This window comes from Chitinophaga sp. YIM B06452, from assembly GCF_039655965.1.
Classification (GTDB): Bacteria; Bacteroidota; Bacteroidia; order Chitinophagales; family Chitinophagaceae; genus Chitinophaga.
Map to the genome: position 1 here is coordinate 1,255,951 of NZ_JAWLKY010000002.1, position 15,420 is coordinate 1,271,370.

The window sequence follows — 15,420 nt, forward strand, 5'->3', positions numbered from 1 at the left end:
CGTTTAAAGGTTAACATTGATGCCGATGTTGTAAACCTTTTGCAGGGGATAGCTGAAGCCGTTGGAGGACAGCTCCGGGTCCCAGTCTTTGAATTTGCTGAACGTCAGCAGGTTCAGGCCGGAGAAATAGATCCTGCAATTCGTGAAGAACGCTCTGCTGGCAAGCTTCTGAGGGATTGTATAGCCCACTTCGAGCGACTTCAGCCTTACGAATGAACCTTCGCGCATCCACCAGGAGCTGGTCTGAAGGTTGTTGTTGATATCCGTGCGGGAAATACCGAGGCGGGGATATTTTGCATACAGGTCCTGGTTTTCTTCAGACCAGTAGCTGTCTGCAAACACCTGCAGTACCTGCCGGTTGTCCAGGAAAGGACTTACTGCCGAGGGATCGATGAAGAACGAGGTTCTTCCTGAGCCCTGGAAAAATGCGGAGAGGTCCACTCCTTTGAATCCCATGGAAATGCCCGCGCCATAAACGATCTCGGGCGTGGTGGGCAGGCCGAGGAACACCTGGTCTGCTTCCGTGATCTTTCCATCGCCATTCATATCGCGGTATTTGATGTCTCCGCCCCTGGGAGGGTTGGAGCCTGAGCCGAACAGTTGCGTGGGGGAAGAAGCGGCTTCTTTATCGTCTACAAACAATCTTTCCGCGATGTAACCCCACCTCACGCCGATCTTCTGCCCGGAAAGGATGCGCCAGGGTTCGTGGTAAGCGGGTTGTTCATATTGTCCATAGCGGTTTTGCGAAAATGTAAAATTCGCCCTGCCGGAAAGCCAGAAACCGCTCCTGAATGTTTTGCTGTAATCGGCGGAGAGGTCCATGCCTTTGGAATCCGCTGTGCCAAGGTTAGCGCTGATGGCTGATTCCAGGCCCATGGTGGAAGGAACGGAGGCTCTTTCCATCAGGATGTTATAGCGGTGTTGTTTGTATACTTCAGCGATGATGTTCAGGCTGTTGAACAAGCTGATCTCCATCGCGAGGTTGGTTTGCCGGGAAGTTTCCCAGGTCACGTCTTCGTTGGGATAATTCGTAATGCTCACACCGGGCCGCGATACGCCATTGTTCTGCCCGAACGACGCGGGATTTCCGCCGCTGAGATTCACGTTGGATAAATAAAAAAAGCGCTGCGCACCGATGGCATCATTCCCCACCAGGCCGTAACTGCCGCGGAACTTCAGCTTGCTGATGATCGCGCTGATATTCTCTGTCCAGAATTTTTCCCTTGAAACCACCCAGGAAGCGCCGATAGTGGGGAAAAATCCGAAGCGGTTCTTTGCCGCGAAACGTTCGGAACCATTGTAGCCGAAATTAAATTCCAGGAAATACCGGTTGTCGTATGCGTAAGATGCGCGGCCAGACAAGCCGATATTGCGGTAAGGCAACGAATATTGCAGGCTCGGCCGGGATGTTGCCGGGTCTATGGCATTGGCATACAGCCGTTCCTGGCGGGTGCCGATCAGCGCCGCGCTCACGAAATGTTCTTTGCTGAGCTGCTTGCTGTAATCCAGCACACCCTGGAAATAAATGAAGGTATTGATATCCTTGAACCCGTCTTCAAAGCTGAGGTATTCCGTAGCCTGCCCCGGCTGGTTATTGATCCAGCGGAGGCTGTATTGATTGGTGAAACGGTCGTAGCCGGACACGGAATAATAGAACGGGTTGTAGCGGCGGGTCAGGTCGAAATAGGAATAGCGGTTGGTATTGAATATGCCCCTGAAATTCAGCCCGTCTGTGATGAAATCGAGCTTCTGGCTCAGTTCCAGCTGGGCAGACATGCGGGAGCGGGAAAACGCCTTGTACCCGCGCATCATTTCAGCATAAGGATTGACATACCCCACTTCACCCGCGCTGCCGGTACCCATTGCGCTGTTGCCGAACAGGATGTGCGTGTTGAAAGTGGAGGAATCGCCCGGAAAGAACGCCGGGAAAAGCACAGGGCTCGTATGTAACGCCCTGTGGTAAAGGTCAGACGAGAAGGAACCGTCCGCCGTGATCGGTCCGTTGTATTCATCGAAGTTGCCCGATAGACGCACGATCGCTTCCGTTGTCGGGGTGATATTGATATTGATATTAGAGCGGAGCTGGTAGTTCTGCAGCTTCACGTTATTGTTGAAATTGTTGACAGGGCTTACTTTCAGGATACCGTTGTCCACGTTGTAAGACCCTGCAATGTAATACCGTGCGATCTTTCCGCCGCCGCCCACGCTTGCGTTGAGGCGCTGGTTGTTCGTACGGTCTTTAAACAGCTCCTTCATCCAGTCCACCGCGGGATACACGTATTTATTGCTGCCCGGCGCGTTGGCCATCGTCTGTTCGCGGTTATAGATATCGTTCTGCGTGAAGAACGGCACGCCCAGCGGGTTGCGGGTGGTGATGGCCTCGTTGTACATTTTCATGTAAGTGACCGGGTCTGCCACATCCAGGTTTTGGGTGGCCTGTGAAATGGAATTTTCAAAGCGCAGGTTGATCTTTGCTTTTCCCTCCGCCCCTTCTTTGGTAGTAATGAGAATAACGCCGTTCGCCCCGCGGGCGCCGTAGAGCGCGGTGGCACTGGCATCCTTGAGGATAGAGAAGCTGGCGATATCATCTACCTGTAAACGCGCGAGATCAGTAGCCGTCAGCTCCACGTTGTCTACCAATATCAGCGGGTCTTGTTTGTAACCAAAGGTGGTTACGCCGCGGATAAAAAACGAGGAATTGTCCAGCCCCGGCTGGCCGCTCCGCTGGTAGGCCACTACGCCGGCTATCTGGCCTGCCATGGCATTGGTGAGGTTGCTGGAAGGTATCTTCAGCTTGCCGGGACTGATGGTGGTTACAGAGCCGACAATAGCTTCCCTCCTTTCTTTTTTCCCGAAAGCCGTTATTACCACTTCCGATAGTTTGCCTTCGTTGGCGCGCAGCACGATCATCATCTGCCGGTTCTGCGCATCCGCGGTAAATGTCTGGTCGGCAAAGCCGATGGACGAGAGCGTGATCTTTGCGCCGGGCGTCACTTCCAGCACAAACTTGCCGTTCTCGTCGGTGGCGGTGCCCACGCTCCTGTTGTCTGCCAGGTAAACGCTTACGCCCGGGATGCCGGTGCCGGCAGTGTCTTTTACGGTGCCGGAGATCTTGATCTTTTCTTTTTGTTGGGAATAGGCCAGCGAGCAGGTCAGTAATAATGCAATTAAGCAAAGTAACTTTGTGATCATGCGGCCGGGATGATAAAACAGGCGTCTTGCCCGGTTGGTAGCGGGTAGCTTCATGTCATTATTTTGGTTGTTCTGATTAATACCGTGAAAAGATTGTCTATAGCATGCCGGTCAAAATTAGTATGCCGCGGAAGCCAGCGCAATGGGTTATTCTTGGATTTTAATGGATAATACGATACTGGAACGGGAACAAGATGATTTTAGGCAAGGGGCCAAAAGTTGAGGTACGGGCATAAAAAAAACTGGTCAAACAGTGTTTAAACTATTTGACCAGCTTCAGTTGCCGAACCTGGATTCGAACCAAGACAAACAGAGTCAGAGTCTGTCGTACTACCGTTATACTATTCGGCAATTTCTCTCAATCGGGGTGCAATATTACGCAATAAATTGCTGAATTCCAAATTAAAACTTCCATTTGTGCCTTATTTTGGAATCCGGGCAGGGTTCCTGGTGGAATATTAACCCACATCAAGTCCTGATCAAGTCCCCGTCAACTCCACTCATCCTGGGCCTCTCTAAGTTCAACCATGGCTGTTTTCCGGAAATTACACGGTTGTTTGCAGGCGAAAGTAAAATCCCATTACAGCTGTTCCATAAGCCGCTATACAACGGTAAATCCGGCTGCGGAGCGATTCCATTAACCTGGGAAACTCACATCGCCCGTATCGTTCTGAACTTCAGTTTCAGCGTTTTTTCCTTGAAATCATCGCAGTGATCGCTATACATTTTCCCGGTGAACTCCCCTTCCACCGGCTCTCCTACCCCGCCCCATTTTTTCAGGTTCAGGGTTCCTTCCGAATACACAATGTCCCGCGGCGGGTCGCAACGCGTATATTGCGATGCATAGCCATACAGGGGGTCTTTATCGCGGACGACGACACCAAAGCAGGTGCCGGGCAGGTTCCTGTCTCCACAGGCATAAGCACGGGCTGAGCTTCCGTTCAGCTCAAACCCCACGTAACCCCAGGGCATGTGGCCTGTAATATGGATCTTGCCGCCTGAATACAAGGCAAATACCTGGTCGGTATTGATGGCTTCAACGAGGGAACCCGTCATGTAATTGCCGCCGAGCACGGTAACGCTGTTGAGCAGTATCACCTGCCCGATGGTCCTTCTTCCGCCGGGAGCCGTACTGTCCGGCGCCCACATGTTGCCGGTAAGCTCCACCTGTACTTCCGCGACCTGCGTAGTGGATATGGTTTCCGGCGCACGGAATACTTTCACCAGCGGTTCATTGGTAATATCGCTCAGCAGGCCGTTCCCTGCAATGAGCCGCCAGTTGCGGATATTGTGTACCCAGCCGTCGAGATCGATCTTGGAAAGCGGGGCCAGCAGGTCATCTGCTTCTCCTATCGGCATCATTCCTTCGATCTTAAAATGTGTTTCCTCCATTGCAACCAGCTCTTTTTTGCCGGGAACAAGGTTCAGCGAGCCTACGATGGACCAGTCGCTGAAATGCGTAGTGGCAACGCTCACTGTTTTAGCCTGTTTGTTCAGCGCGGAAGGCACGGCTTTCCACGCCCCGGTTGCAGTTTGATAAGCCAGGTATATCCCGTTCTCCGCCATACCCGAAAGCCCGGGCTGGTCGTACCGGAAAGCCACGCGAACCGGTTTCGGGAAAGTGGTTCCTTCAGGCGTCAGGCGGTAGTTGAGCACGGTTGAATCGCCAAGGGTATTAGAAATGGGCTGAATGCCGAATTCAGTATTTGCAGCAACCGCGCCAGCGGGAACGGTGATCGTTACCGAGCCGTCCGCATTCACGAGCGATCCTCCTGCAGAGCCAATGATCTTACGGACAGGCGGGCCTTCGGGAATACCTTTTCCTGATATGACAGGCTCCGGCCGGGATACGAGGCCGGAGCCTGCGGGGGATTTTTTGCAGGCATGCGCCATCATCATGCAGAGCAAATAAAGCAAACAATATTTCTTCATAATAAGCGTGATTAAAGGACTAAAGCTCCTGAATACAGGCGGGGCCTGCAAGGGAAGCGGGCTGAAGTGAACGGCAGGGGTGCTGGAATGACGGATCACATCTTTCAAAAAGAAGGCGCAGCCGCTCAACAATCCTGGAATTTCATTGTTATCCCTGAAAACCCTACATATGCTGCATCTAAAAACCCTGTCAATGACCGCCCTGTTCCTGGTCTCCATCCAGGTTTGTTTTGCCCAGTCGCAATACGATCTGACCGCTTCCAGCTTAAAGGACCTGCAAAAAGCGGAGAAGGATCTGAATGCGGTTTACCAGAAAGTGCTTGCCCAATATAAAACGGACACTGCCTTTACCAGGTACCTCAAAACAGCCCAGCGGCTATGGCTGCAGCTGAGAGACGCGGACCTCGATGCCATGTATCCGCCCGATCCTCTGGGAGGAAGCGCAGGCCCGATGTGTTACAATAATTCTAAAGCCGCTGTCACCATCGACCGGACCAAATACCTGAAACAATGGCTTGAAGGCAGGGACGAAGGCGATGTATGCGGCGGTTCCATAAAGTCTAAGGATTGATCCCCAGATTACTTACTAACCCTTATCCGTCAAAACGCATGATCATCCGCTCCAGCAAAAGATTATTCCTTACTGCCCTTGCCGCCGCTGCCGTACTGTCTTCCTTCGCACAGGAAATTCAGGCAGACAGCGCTTCAGCGTTGCAGGCTTTTCGATTCTCTTCACAGCAGACGCCTGGCATATCTTCATTCACACAACCCGCACAGGCCGGCAGTTTCCTCTTCCCCCGGGGGCTCATGGAAGAAGACAGCACCGCACCGCAAGGCTTCTGGCAAAGTAAAGCCGTGCGTATCTCCACCGTTCCCATCATCCTCTTTGCCGGCAGCGCCAGTACCTGGGGCGAACGAAAAAATATCCGGGAGCTGCGCAACCGTTACATCCCGACCTTCCGCTATCATTTCGACGACTATATGCAATACGTGCCCGCGGTGGCCGTTTTTGGGCTGAATGCGGCCGGCATAAAGGGGAAACATACCTTGAAGCGTGCGTTCTTTTCCTATGCGTTTTCCGCGGTTATAATGGGCATTACCGTGAATGCCATCAAATACTCCGCGAAAGTGGAGAGGCCCGATGGCTCGGAAGCCAACTCCTTCCCTTCCGGCCATACCGCCAATTCGTTTATGAACGCCACTTTCCTGCACAAGGAATACGGGCAGTACCGGCACCCGCTGTACAGCGTAGGCGGCTACGCCATGTCTACCGCCACGGCTATCGGCCGGCAGCTGAACAACCGGCACTGGGTGAGCGATGTGCTGGCAGGCGCAGGCATCGGCATTCTCTCTACAGAACTTGGTTACCTCATTGCTGAAAAAATATACAAGGACAAAGGCGAGCGGCCCGTGCTGCACAAAGACCCCATCCCTGTCGATGGCAAGCCCAGCTTCCTGGAAATGCGCATGGGCTTCGCCACCGCTACCACCAAAGACCTTACCGGCAAAGTGGACGGGGTGAAAGCTAAACGGGGCTTCAATCTCGGCCTGGAAGGCGCATGGTTCCCCCACCGGAACATTGGCATCGGCGGCGAATTTGCATTCACCAGCTTTCCCATCAACGACGACGGGCTTGTGATAGACGACCCCGATGTCACCGAAATAAGCGACGCGCACTATACCCAGCCAATGGGCATCCGTTACCTGCACCTGGGGCCGTTCTTCAGCGTACCGCTTCCCCACAACTGGTTCATTACGGGTAAAGCGCTGGCGGGCTCCTCGCTGGGCGCGGATGGAAATGTGGTGCTGATCCTCAATGAAACCTGGAAGGACCTCCTGGAGATGAACGAATTCCCTTACCTGCGGTACAAGCCGGAAGCCACGTTCAGCTGGTCCTTGGGAGTGGGCATACAAAAGCGCATCGCGCGTAACCTGGGCATTAAAGCCTATGCGAACTATTTCGATTCAGACCATGATTTTGATATCGACATCGTAGACGATGTGGATGCCAGCGGGAAATTCCTGTTCAAGAATATCGGGCAGGAAAAAGTGCGCTTCAATCACTTTGTGTTCGGGCTGGGGCTCACCGCATTCATCTGGTAACAAAGAAAAAGCCGTCCCGCTAAGCGGGAACGGCTGGCCTTTATCCAGTTTGCAGGTTAGTTTTTGTATATCAGTATCTCAATTTTTCCATCTTTCGTAACAGCGCCGCGATACATGCCTTCCGTATTGAAAGGCATGGCCATATTGCCGTTCTTGTCCAGCGCGATCAATCCGCCGTCGCCGCCAAGGTCGCCTACTTTTTTGATCACGGCTTTGCCGGCTTCTTCCACGGTAAGTCCTTTGTAATCCATCAGCGCTGAAAGGTCGTAAGCCACCACGTTGCGGATATAGAATTCGCCCCAGCCGGTGCAGGAAACAGCTACCGTCTGGTTATTCGCATAAGTGCCCGCACCAATAATAGGGGCGTCGCCGATGCGGCCGTATTTTTTATTCGTCATGCCGCCGGTGGAAGTGCCAGCGGCGAGATTGCCTTTTTTGTCGAGCGCTACGCAGCCTACGGTCCCGAATTTATTATCGATATTCACAATGCCCAGTTTATGCGGCGGAATGTAGCTGTGATCCAGCTTCGATTTCGCGGAATCTTCCGCCAGCGCTTTGCGCAGGCCCTGCCAACGCTCTTCCGTCCTGAAATAAGAAGTGTCCACGATCTCTATTCCCACCTCTGCAGCGAATTGTTCCGCGCCGCGCCCGGCCATCATCACGTGCTCCGATTTTTCCATGACAGCCCTTGCAAGGGAGATGGGATTTTTGATGGTGCGCACGCCCGCCACGGAACCGGCTGCCAGCGTACTGCCGTCCATGATGGCAGCGTCCAGCTCGTTGCGGCCGTCGTGCGTGAACACGGCGCCTTTGCCGGCGTTGAACATTGGGTCGTCTTCCAGTATGCGGATGGCGCCTTCCACCGCATCAAGACTGGAACCGCCGGCCTGTATTACGCCGTAGCCCTTTTTGAGCGCGGCTTCGAGACCAGCCCTCACCAGCGCTTCCCTTTCAGGCGTCATGTTCTTTTTGAGGATGGTGCCCGCGCCGCCGTGGATCACCAGTACGTAATTGCCCGCCTGGCTCACCGGCTTCTGTTGCATGCAGGCGCCCAGCAATACGGCTGATGCGAGGAAGAATATCGTATCGAAATATTTGTTGCGCATATTATTTTGTTCTTTCTTTTAAGTTACCATTTTCCACCCACCAAAAATACCATTTCCCTCCTTTCGCTTTGGCCGGGTTAAAATCTGCTACAGAAAAATGACCATTGCCATTCTCCGCGCCCTGCAGTTCATACACGCTCACGGCTTCCCTGTTGGCAGACCATTCCACGGGTTTGCCCGGCGCGCATTGCTCAGGCGCATGTTTGGTGCTGGTGGCCAGGAAGTAGGCTTTCCCTTCGCCGTATACCCGCGCATTCCCTTTGTCGTCTATGCATACGGCTGTCCGCTCATCCGGCGCAATGCCTTTGGGAAACACTTTCCAATCGGTGATGATGCGGGCCAGGAAAGCCATATGCCGCCCCTGCCGCTTGCGGGCCACGTAGTGCTGGTCGCTGATCACGTTGTGCAGGAAAGGCGGTTGCAGGAAATCGTTGTTATAAAGGGTCACTAGGCTGTCGTATGGATTGAGCAGTGCTTTGGCGGTAGCGCTGCCGGTCTCGCCGCTGTAGTACATGCCGGTGAGCACGGCGCAACCCGCGCTGGTGCCGCCTACGGGCACTTTCTTTTCATTCAGCAGGTAATTGATGGCCTCAGCGGTTTTGGTGCCGCGCCAGAAGTTCATGTAGTTGGACTGGTCGCCGCCGGATATGAAAAGCATTTCCGCGTTCCTGATCACTCTCGCTACTTCCGGGTTGTTGGCCAGCTCGCGGGAATCGATCAGCAGGGTTTCCACGGAGCTGACCCTGCCAAGACTGTCTATCGTGTTGTTGTAGAGATAATTGCTGGAAGCGCGTATCACCACTACATTTCCTCCGCCGCTCCTGTTTATCATCCACCTGAAAGCGCCGGGCACATCGCCGCCGCCGCCCACCAGGGCTACGCCGCCGCGGGTTTTGGTTACTACGTCTGCCGTATCTCCGGTAACGCCCAGCGACGCTACCCTTCCGCTCACCATCCGCGCCGGCCTTACAGTCTGGGCCTGCGCATACGCGGAAAGCCCTATCAAAATAATTGCCAGTAATCTTTGCATGCCTGTCTTTGTTTTTTGATCCTGTCTTATTTATTCACGTACCCCGGGTTCTGTTTCATATTCGGGTTGGCGCGCAGCTCGCTGTTGGGGATCGGGAACACGTATTCCGGGTCGTTGGGTGTAAGCAGCACGGCGCCGAGCGCATTCACAGCGTCCTGGGGGTTGCGGGAAATATTTAAATTCCTTCTTCTCAGGTCGAAGTGGCGGTGGCCTTCGAAAGCCAGTTCTTTAAAGCGTTCGTTGTATACTGCGGCGATGATGGCCGCTTTGTCTGCAAAGGTCTGCGGCGTATAACCCGCTATGCGGGCGGCGCGCAGGCTGTTCAGGTCATTGGCGGCAAGACCGGGCTGGTCTTTTTCTGCATATGCTTCCGCGCGGATCAGGTACATTTCGCCGGTGCGCAGCAGTTTGATGTCCACCAGGTTGCTGGCTGCGTTCGCGGCGATATATTTCACCACGGCGTTAGGCACATTACCCGCCGCCTGGCGCCCCGCATCGATCTTGATGTAAGAAGAAAAACGGATGTCGTTGGTCTTGTCGAAAAGATTGGTGAGCTTGTAGGAAGCGGCATAGTACAGTCTCCTGCCGGCAGGATTGTCCAGGAAGCCCGCCTGTGTGTAGAAGTTGCCGATCTCTTCGTCGCCGGTCACGCGTTTGAGCTTCCAGAAAACTTCGGCGGTGCTGTTGTCTTTCCATATCTGCGGGAACTGTGTGCGGTTGGCCAGCGGCAGTGCACCGATCGCTTCGGTGGCGTAGGTGATGGCATTGTCCCAGTTCTTTTCATACAACGCAACACGCGCCTGCAAGGCGGCCACGGCGGCTTTGTTGATCCTCGTGCGATCGTCGAACCCGGCGGGGATCATGCCTTTCGCAGCGGCCAGGTCTTCGTTGATCCTGCCCATGGTTTCAGCAAAGCTCAGCCTGGCGGGCTTGCCGATGAAGGAACTGTCCATGTACGGAACGCCCATGGCGGCGGGTTCGTATTTCTCCGCGAAGTTGCGCACCAGCTCCAGGTGGCAATAAGCCCGCAAAGCCAGCAGCTCGCCGCGGTACTGCGCCAGCGCTTCATGTTCAGAAGGCTTTACAGCAACGCGGTAAGAAGCGCTCAGCGCCCTGTTCAGCCGGTCGATGGCAATGTAATTGTCTTTCCATGCATCATGCAGGAAACTGCCGTCGTACTGCCAGCGGTGCGTGGCAAAGCCAGAACCGGTGCTGTTTTCGGAGGGCAGCATGTTTTCGTCTGTGATCAAAGAGGTGTAACGGATGCTGGAATAATAGTTCAGCGCGGAATAAGCGCCGAGCAATCCCTGGTTCACATCCTCCACGCTCTGGTAAGCGCCTTTGGGATCAATGTAATCCGAAGGGCGGAGGTCCAGCTGCTTGTTGCAGGCTGTAGCGGCAAAGGTTATGACGGTTATATAAAGCAAATATTTTTTCATGCTGCGCAAGATTAAAAGTTAACGTTTAAGCCTACCACATAAGTGCGGGGAGTGGGATAGCTGAAGCGGGCGTATTCATTGCCATTTTCAGGATCAAAGCCTCTCCATTTCGTCCAGGTGAACAGGTTCTGGCCCTGTAAATAGATCGTTGCGCCTTTCACGAAACGCAGGCTGCCGAGCACATGTTTCGGCAGGTTGTAGCCGATGTTTGCATTGCGCAGGCGCAGGAACGATGCATCCTGTATGTCGCGAGAGGTGAAGTTGCGGTCTGCGCTGATGCGCGGCAGTATGGCATTGTCTCCCGGTTTTTTCCAGCGGTCGTACAGCAGGCGGGTGCTTTGGTTGCTGGTGATGAAACTGGGGTTTTCGTTGAAATAATCTTCGTTGTTGTAGCGCATCACTTTGGCGTTGAAGCTTAGCAGCGCGTTGGCGTAGAAGTTCTTCCAGGTCACTGCGGTGTTGAAACCGCCGGTCAGCTCAGGAATGTATGTGCCGAACTCCGCAACGCTCATAGTCGCAGCGTCGTAGTCGGTGGTGATCTTGCCGTTTATGTCATAATACAGCGGGTCGCCGTTGGCCGGGTCCACACCGGCCCATTTGGGCGCGTAATGCGCTCCGAAAGGCAGGCCCACCCGGATGATGCCGGTATATCCATTCTCAAATTCATCGGCGCCGCCGAGATCCAGCACTTTGTTTTTGTTGTAAGCCATGTTCACGCCTACGGTCCAGGTGAGGTCGGCCCTGCGCACGATGTCTCCCTGCAGGTCTATTTCCACGCCCCTGTTGCGTATTTTGCCGGAGCTGATAGGCAGCGTTTCGTCAGGCACACCCGCTGTGAAGGAAAGGCGCTGGTCGATGAACAGGTTGCTGGTGATGCGGTTGTAATATTCGGCGGTCAGGCGGATGCGGTTGCTGCGGGTTAGACCTATGTCGAACCCGATGTTCAGCTCTTTCGCGTATTCCCAATCATAGTCCGCATTGCCGGGCTGATTGGGCACGATGGCCGGATTACCGCCATAGGAGGCCCTTTCGAAGGTGGCAAGATACGCGAAATCGTTCAGGAACTGGCTGGCGGTGGTGCCGTAGCTGGCCCTGAAACGCAGGGCTGCAAGGAAATCAACATCAGCGAGGAATGCTTCACGCTTGGCTTCCCAGCTTACGCCCGCAGAGTAAAAGCCGTGCCAGCGGTTATTCTCAGGCACCATGGAAGAACCGTCGTAGCGGTAGCTCCCGTTGAAGGTGTATTTGTTGTTGTAAGTGTAGCGCAGCAGCCCGATGAAAGAAGCGGTGGCGTTGGAAGATTTACCGCCGTTCAGCAAAGGCGTATAGGTGCCGGGATCGCCCACACCGGCGGGTGTTTGAGGCAGCCGTGGGTCTAGCCCGTAACCGGTATAGCCGAAGGAACGGAAAGTATTTTTCAGGTATTCGAAGTAGCCGGACGCTTCCACTTCATGTTTGCTGTTGAACACATTGGTATAAGTAAGGCCCGAAGTGGAGATCACGGAAGTGCGGCGGGAAACGCCTTCGCCGTAGCTTCCCAGGTTGCCGTTGGATACCCTGCGGCCGGCGTAGGAATCGGGATTGAACCAGTCTTCGGTGGTCAGGTCTTTATAATCTATGCCCAGCCTGGTTTTGGCCACCAGCCCTTTGATGATCTCGTAGCTGAGTGATGTGCTCAGGATCATTTTCAGCTGGTTCTGTTTTTTGGAAGTGTTCAGCATTCTTTCATAAGAATCGCTGCCTTCGCGGAGGTCCAACACGGGATAATCCGCGCCGTCGCCAGTGGTCACCAGCTTGCCGTCAGGCGCGTAGGGATATTCATAAGGCAACGCGTAATACACGGCAGACAGCGGGTTGTTGGCGGCCGTGCTGCCTTCCTGCTGGATCAGGTTGCTTTTTGAATACCCTACGTTCGCGTTCAGGTTGGCGGAGAACCTGCCCGCTGTGAAGTCCAGGTTGTTTTTCAGGGTGTAACGTTTCATGTCGGAAACCCTTACAAGCCCCTGCTGGTCGAAATAATTTAGGGATGAATAGAACCTGATATTTTCATTGCCGCCGCTGGCGCTTATTTGCTGTTCCATATACTTGCCGTTGCGCATGAAGAGGTCGCGCCAGTCGGTGTTCATGTGTAAAAGACTGTCTACAATGCGGTCTGCTTCCGCTCTTTCGGCCGAGTTGTACCCGCTGTTGTCAGGGTTCAGCCTGGAATATGTCCAAAAGGGACCTGCTTCCGCGCCGGTCTCCAGGCCGATGCCTTCTTCGAATTCTTTTCTCTCTGCAGAGTTCATCATATTGAAACGGGGCGTGGTAAGGGTGGATACGCCGTATTGCGAACGGTATTCCACGGCCACTTTCCCTGATTTTCCTTTTTTGGTGGTGATCACGATCACGCCGTTGGAACCGCGTGAACCGTAGAGCGCTTTGGCGGACGCGTCTTTCAGCACGGTAACGGATTCTATGTCTCCGGGGTTGATAGCCTGGAAGGCGCCCGCTTCGATAGGCACGCCATCCATCACGTACAGCACGCTAGTATTGCCCGCGATGGTGCCGATGCCTCTCAGCGTCACATTGGCGCTGGTGCCCGGCTGACCGGATACTGCGTTCACCTGCAATCCCGGCACGCGGCCCTGCAAGGCCTGTTCAAAAGTGGCTGCTGGCACTTCATTGATCTTATCGCCGCCGACTGTAGTGGCTGCTGAAACGGATTTGCTCCTGTTATAACCGGTGTAGCCCGTTACCACCACTTCTCCCAGGCTGGTGGTGGAAGGCTGCAGCACTACGTTGAATTCTGTGAGCTGCCCGATGGTCACCTGCTGGGCAACAAAACCCAGCAGGGAGAATTCCAGGGTCCTGGCGGCGTCTCCCACGCTGATGGCAAACCTGCCGTCGCCATCGGTGGCAGTGCCGGTGTTCGTACCGCTAACACGAACGGCCACACCCGGCAAGGGTTCGCCGGAGGCACCGGTCACGCGGCCTTTCACGATCCTGTCCGGCACAGCAGGCTGCCCCGCGGGGCGGATCACGACCAGGTTGTCTTCCTTGATCACATAATCCAGCCCAAGGCCTGCAAAGGCACGGGATAGAACCTGCGACAGCTCTGCATTCTGCACGGAAATGCTGACCCGCTGGTTTTCCGGCAGGGTGCCCGAGTGATATACGAAGCGGTAACTGGTCTGCTTTTCTACCTGGTTGAGAACATTCCGGATGCTGCTTTTGTGCAGATCAAGACTAATCCTGTCCTGCCCCGAGCCGGTAACGGCATACACCTGGAAACCCAGGAGAAGCAATAGCGTAATTAGTTTCATAGCCAACAATAGCGGGAGTTTCATAACTTTGTTATGGTTTAGTGAGTGAATAGCCTTATACATTTTCTAACCACCGGGAAGTGCGCCAACACTTCCCATTTTTTATTTTATAAATTGATCCTGGTTGATTACGGCAACACGCCCGATTGCGCCAACAATCCTGCCTGTTGCCCCATGATATTTAACTGACTAGTCTGACCCTGGTTGTTTTTATTTGCTGATAACGATCCTGGTTTGCTCTACTTCAAAATTGAAGGGATAAGATAACTGCAAAGCTTCCAGCGCCTTGATGACAGTTTCACTCTCGAATGTCCCGGAGTAGCTGTATTTTTTTACTTCTTCGTCTGTTATGATAATGGGAATGCCGTACCACTTCTGCAAGCGGCCCGCGATCTGCTCCAGCGTTTCATCCTGTATCTTAAGCCGGCTTCTTACCCAGGCGATCTCTTTCGCTTTATGGTCCACCGGGTCTACCGCCAGCGGGCGTATGGAAAAGGATGTATCCTTTTTGCCGCCGGATTGTATCACCAGCTTCTGGCTGGGCAGGAGAACTGTTTTGCGGGAAGGGTCCTCTTTGGATGTTACCTCCACCCTTCCCCTAAACAGTGCAGTTTCCGTATAAGAGTTTTCGGGATATGCGCTTACGTTAAAAACGGTGCCCAGCACTTCGATGCTGGCGTCTTTGGTGTGTACGATGAAAGGATGCGAAGGATCGGCCTTTACGTCAAAGAAGGCCTCGCCGGAAAGGGTGAGCACCCGGTTTGTTTTGCTGAAACCTTCGGAAAGGGAAATAGTGCTGTTGTGCCGCATAGTGAGCACGGAACCATCCGCCAGCATCAGCGTTTTACGCGGCTCGCTGCCGGATTGTACGGTGGCGGCCACAGGGGGCTGCGGTGTTTGACCTCGGTAATTGTTCCAGGTAAAAAAGGCAGCCGCCGCCAGTAAAGAAGCGGCTATGCCCGCATACAGCACCCTGCGGGGCCTGCGTATGGCGGCTTCGCGCTGGCCGAACTCTTCTTTGAGCAACATGGCGCGTTCCATGCCGTCTTTCAGCTCACGCGCCTGCTCACGGAGATTGCCCTGGTTGCCGTTCAGCATGGAAAACATCTTCCTGGCCTCGGCTATTTCGCCGGAAGCTCCAGGATGCTCCATGATCCAGTTTTCCCAGTAATCAATGGCGGACTGGTCCGTTCCGAGGCAGTATCGCTGAAATGATTCGTCGCAGACAAAATCTTCCGCGTTGCGGTAATGATCGCTCATCTACATACACCTTTCCCTAACTGACGGCGGAAAAAGCAGTTTTGCCCAAAAAA

General features: G+C 54.1%; 9 protein-coding genes and 1 tRNA gene. 2 read left to right on the forward strand and 8 right to left on the reverse strand.

All coding sequences use genetic code 11. The features are described from left to right. Positions 1 to 3: 3 nt before the first annotated feature. The 3 genes from R3I13_RS14885 to R3I13_RS14895 all read right to left on the reverse strand — a co-directional run bounded on the left by R3I13_RS14885 (position 4) and on the right by R3I13_RS14895 (position 5,124). Positions 4 to 3,192 (reverse strand): TonB-dependent receptor, encoded by a 3,189-nt coding sequence (locus tag R3I13_RS14885; RefSeq protein WP_346318761.1) that lies wholly within the window; start codon positions 3,190 to 3,192, stop codon positions 4 to 6. Positions 3,193 to 3,472: 280 nt separating this feature from the next. Beyond that, positions 3,473 to 3,543, reverse strand: a tRNA-Gln gene (locus R3I13_RS14890). A gap of 300 nt (positions 3,544 to 3,843) precedes the next feature. Then, positions 3,844 to 5,124: a hypothetical protein gene (locus R3I13_RS14895; protein WP_346318762.1), complete on the reverse strand. Its 1,281-nt coding sequence runs from the start codon at positions 5,122 to 5,124 to the stop codon at positions 3,844 to 3,846. A 169-nt stretch (positions 5,125 to 5,293) separates the two neighbouring features. Here R3I13_RS14895 and R3I13_RS14900 point away from each other — a divergent pair, with 169 nt between their 5' ends. Together R3I13_RS14900 and R3I13_RS14905 are read left to right on the forward strand one after the other, a co-directional pair. Next, positions 5,294 to 5,695: a lysozyme inhibitor LprI family protein gene (locus tag R3I13_RS14900; RefSeq protein WP_346318763.1), complete on the forward strand. Its 402-nt coding sequence runs from the start codon at positions 5,294 to 5,296 to the stop codon at positions 5,693 to 5,695. 38 nt (positions 5,696 to 5,733) lie between these two features. Beyond that, a complete protein-coding gene (locus R3I13_RS14905) occupies positions 5,734 to 7,227 on the forward strand; it encodes a phosphatase PAP2 family protein (RefSeq protein WP_346318764.1) in 1,494 nt (497 codons plus the stop codon). A gap of 56 nt (positions 7,228 to 7,283) precedes the next feature. Here the strand turns inward: R3I13_RS14905 and R3I13_RS14910 are convergent, their stop codons facing one another. The 5 genes from R3I13_RS14910 to R3I13_RS14930 all read right to left on the reverse strand — a co-directional run bounded on the left by R3I13_RS14910 (position 7,284) and on the right by R3I13_RS14930 (position 15,367). Further along, positions 7,284 to 8,333, reverse strand: coding sequence for an isoaspartyl peptidase/L-asparaginase (locus tag R3I13_RS14910; RefSeq protein WP_346318765.1), 1,050 nt, complete (start codon positions 8,331 to 8,333; stop codon positions 7,284 to 7,286). Position 8,334: 1 nt separating this feature from the next. Next, the gene (locus R3I13_RS14915) at positions 8,335 to 9,363 is read right to left on the reverse strand and encodes a cyanophycinase (protein WP_346318766.1); all 1,029 of its coding nucleotides are present in this window, start codon (positions 9,361 to 9,363) and stop codon (positions 8,335 to 8,337) included. Between the two features lie 26 nt (positions 9,364 to 9,389). Next, complete coding sequence (locus R3I13_RS14920; protein WP_346318767.1) at positions 9,390 to 10,802, reverse strand: RagB/SusD family nutrient uptake outer membrane protein; 1,413 nt, start codon at positions 10,800 to 10,802, stop codon at positions 9,390 to 9,392. Positions 10,803 to 10,813: 11 nt separating this feature from the next. Beyond that, positions 10,814 to 14,107 carry a SusC/RagA family TonB-linked outer membrane protein gene (locus R3I13_RS14925; RefSeq protein WP_346318768.1) on the reverse strand — a complete coding sequence of 1,098 codons (3,294 nt, stop codon included), beginning with the start codon at positions 14,105 to 14,107 and terminating at the stop codon, positions 10,814 to 10,816. A gap of 210 nt (positions 14,108 to 14,317) precedes the next feature. Continuing rightward, positions 14,318 to 15,367: a FecR domain-containing protein gene (locus R3I13_RS14930; RefSeq protein ID WP_346318769.1), complete on the reverse strand. Its 1,050-nt coding sequence runs from the start codon at positions 15,365 to 15,367 to the stop codon at positions 14,318 to 14,320. Between the last annotated feature and the right edge of the window lie 53 nt (positions 15,368 to 15,420).

Excerpts from the sequence above, each read along its gene's own strand:
- R3I13_RS14910 (WP_346318765.1), bottom strand. The coding sequence starts at position 8,333 with ATGCGCAACAAATATTTCGATACGATATTCTTCCTCGCATCAGCCGTA.
- R3I13_RS14915 (WP_346318766.1), bottom strand. The coding sequence starts at position 9,363 with ATGCAAAGATTACTGGCAATTATTTTGATAGGGCTTTCCGCGTATGCG.
- R3I13_RS14905 (WP_346318764.1), top strand. The coding sequence starts at position 5,734 with ATGATCATCCGCTCCAGCAAAAGATTATTCCTTACTGCCCTTGCCGCC.
- R3I13_RS14925 (WP_346318768.1), bottom strand. The coding sequence starts at position 14,107 with ATGAAACTAATTACGCTATTGCTTCTCCTGGGTTTCCAGGTGTATGCC.
- R3I13_RS14900 (WP_346318763.1), top strand. The coding sequence starts at position 5,294 with ATGCTGCATCTAAAAACCCTGTCAATGACCGCCCTGTTCCTGGTCTCC.
- R3I13_RS14895 (WP_346318762.1), bottom strand. The coding sequence starts at position 5,124 with ATGAAGAAATATTGTTTGCTTTATTTGCTCTGCATGATGATGGCGCAT.
- R3I13_RS14920 (WP_346318767.1), bottom strand. The coding sequence starts at position 10,802 with ATGAAAAAATATTTGCTTTATATAACCGTCATAACCTTTGCCGCTACA.
- R3I13_RS14885 (WP_346318761.1), bottom strand. The coding sequence starts at position 3,192 with ATGATCACAAAGTTACTTTGCTTAATTGCATTATTACTGACCTGCTCG.
- R3I13_RS14930 (WP_346318769.1), bottom strand. The coding sequence starts at position 15,367 with ATGAGCGATCATTACCGCAACGCGGAAGATTTTGTCTGCGACGAATCA.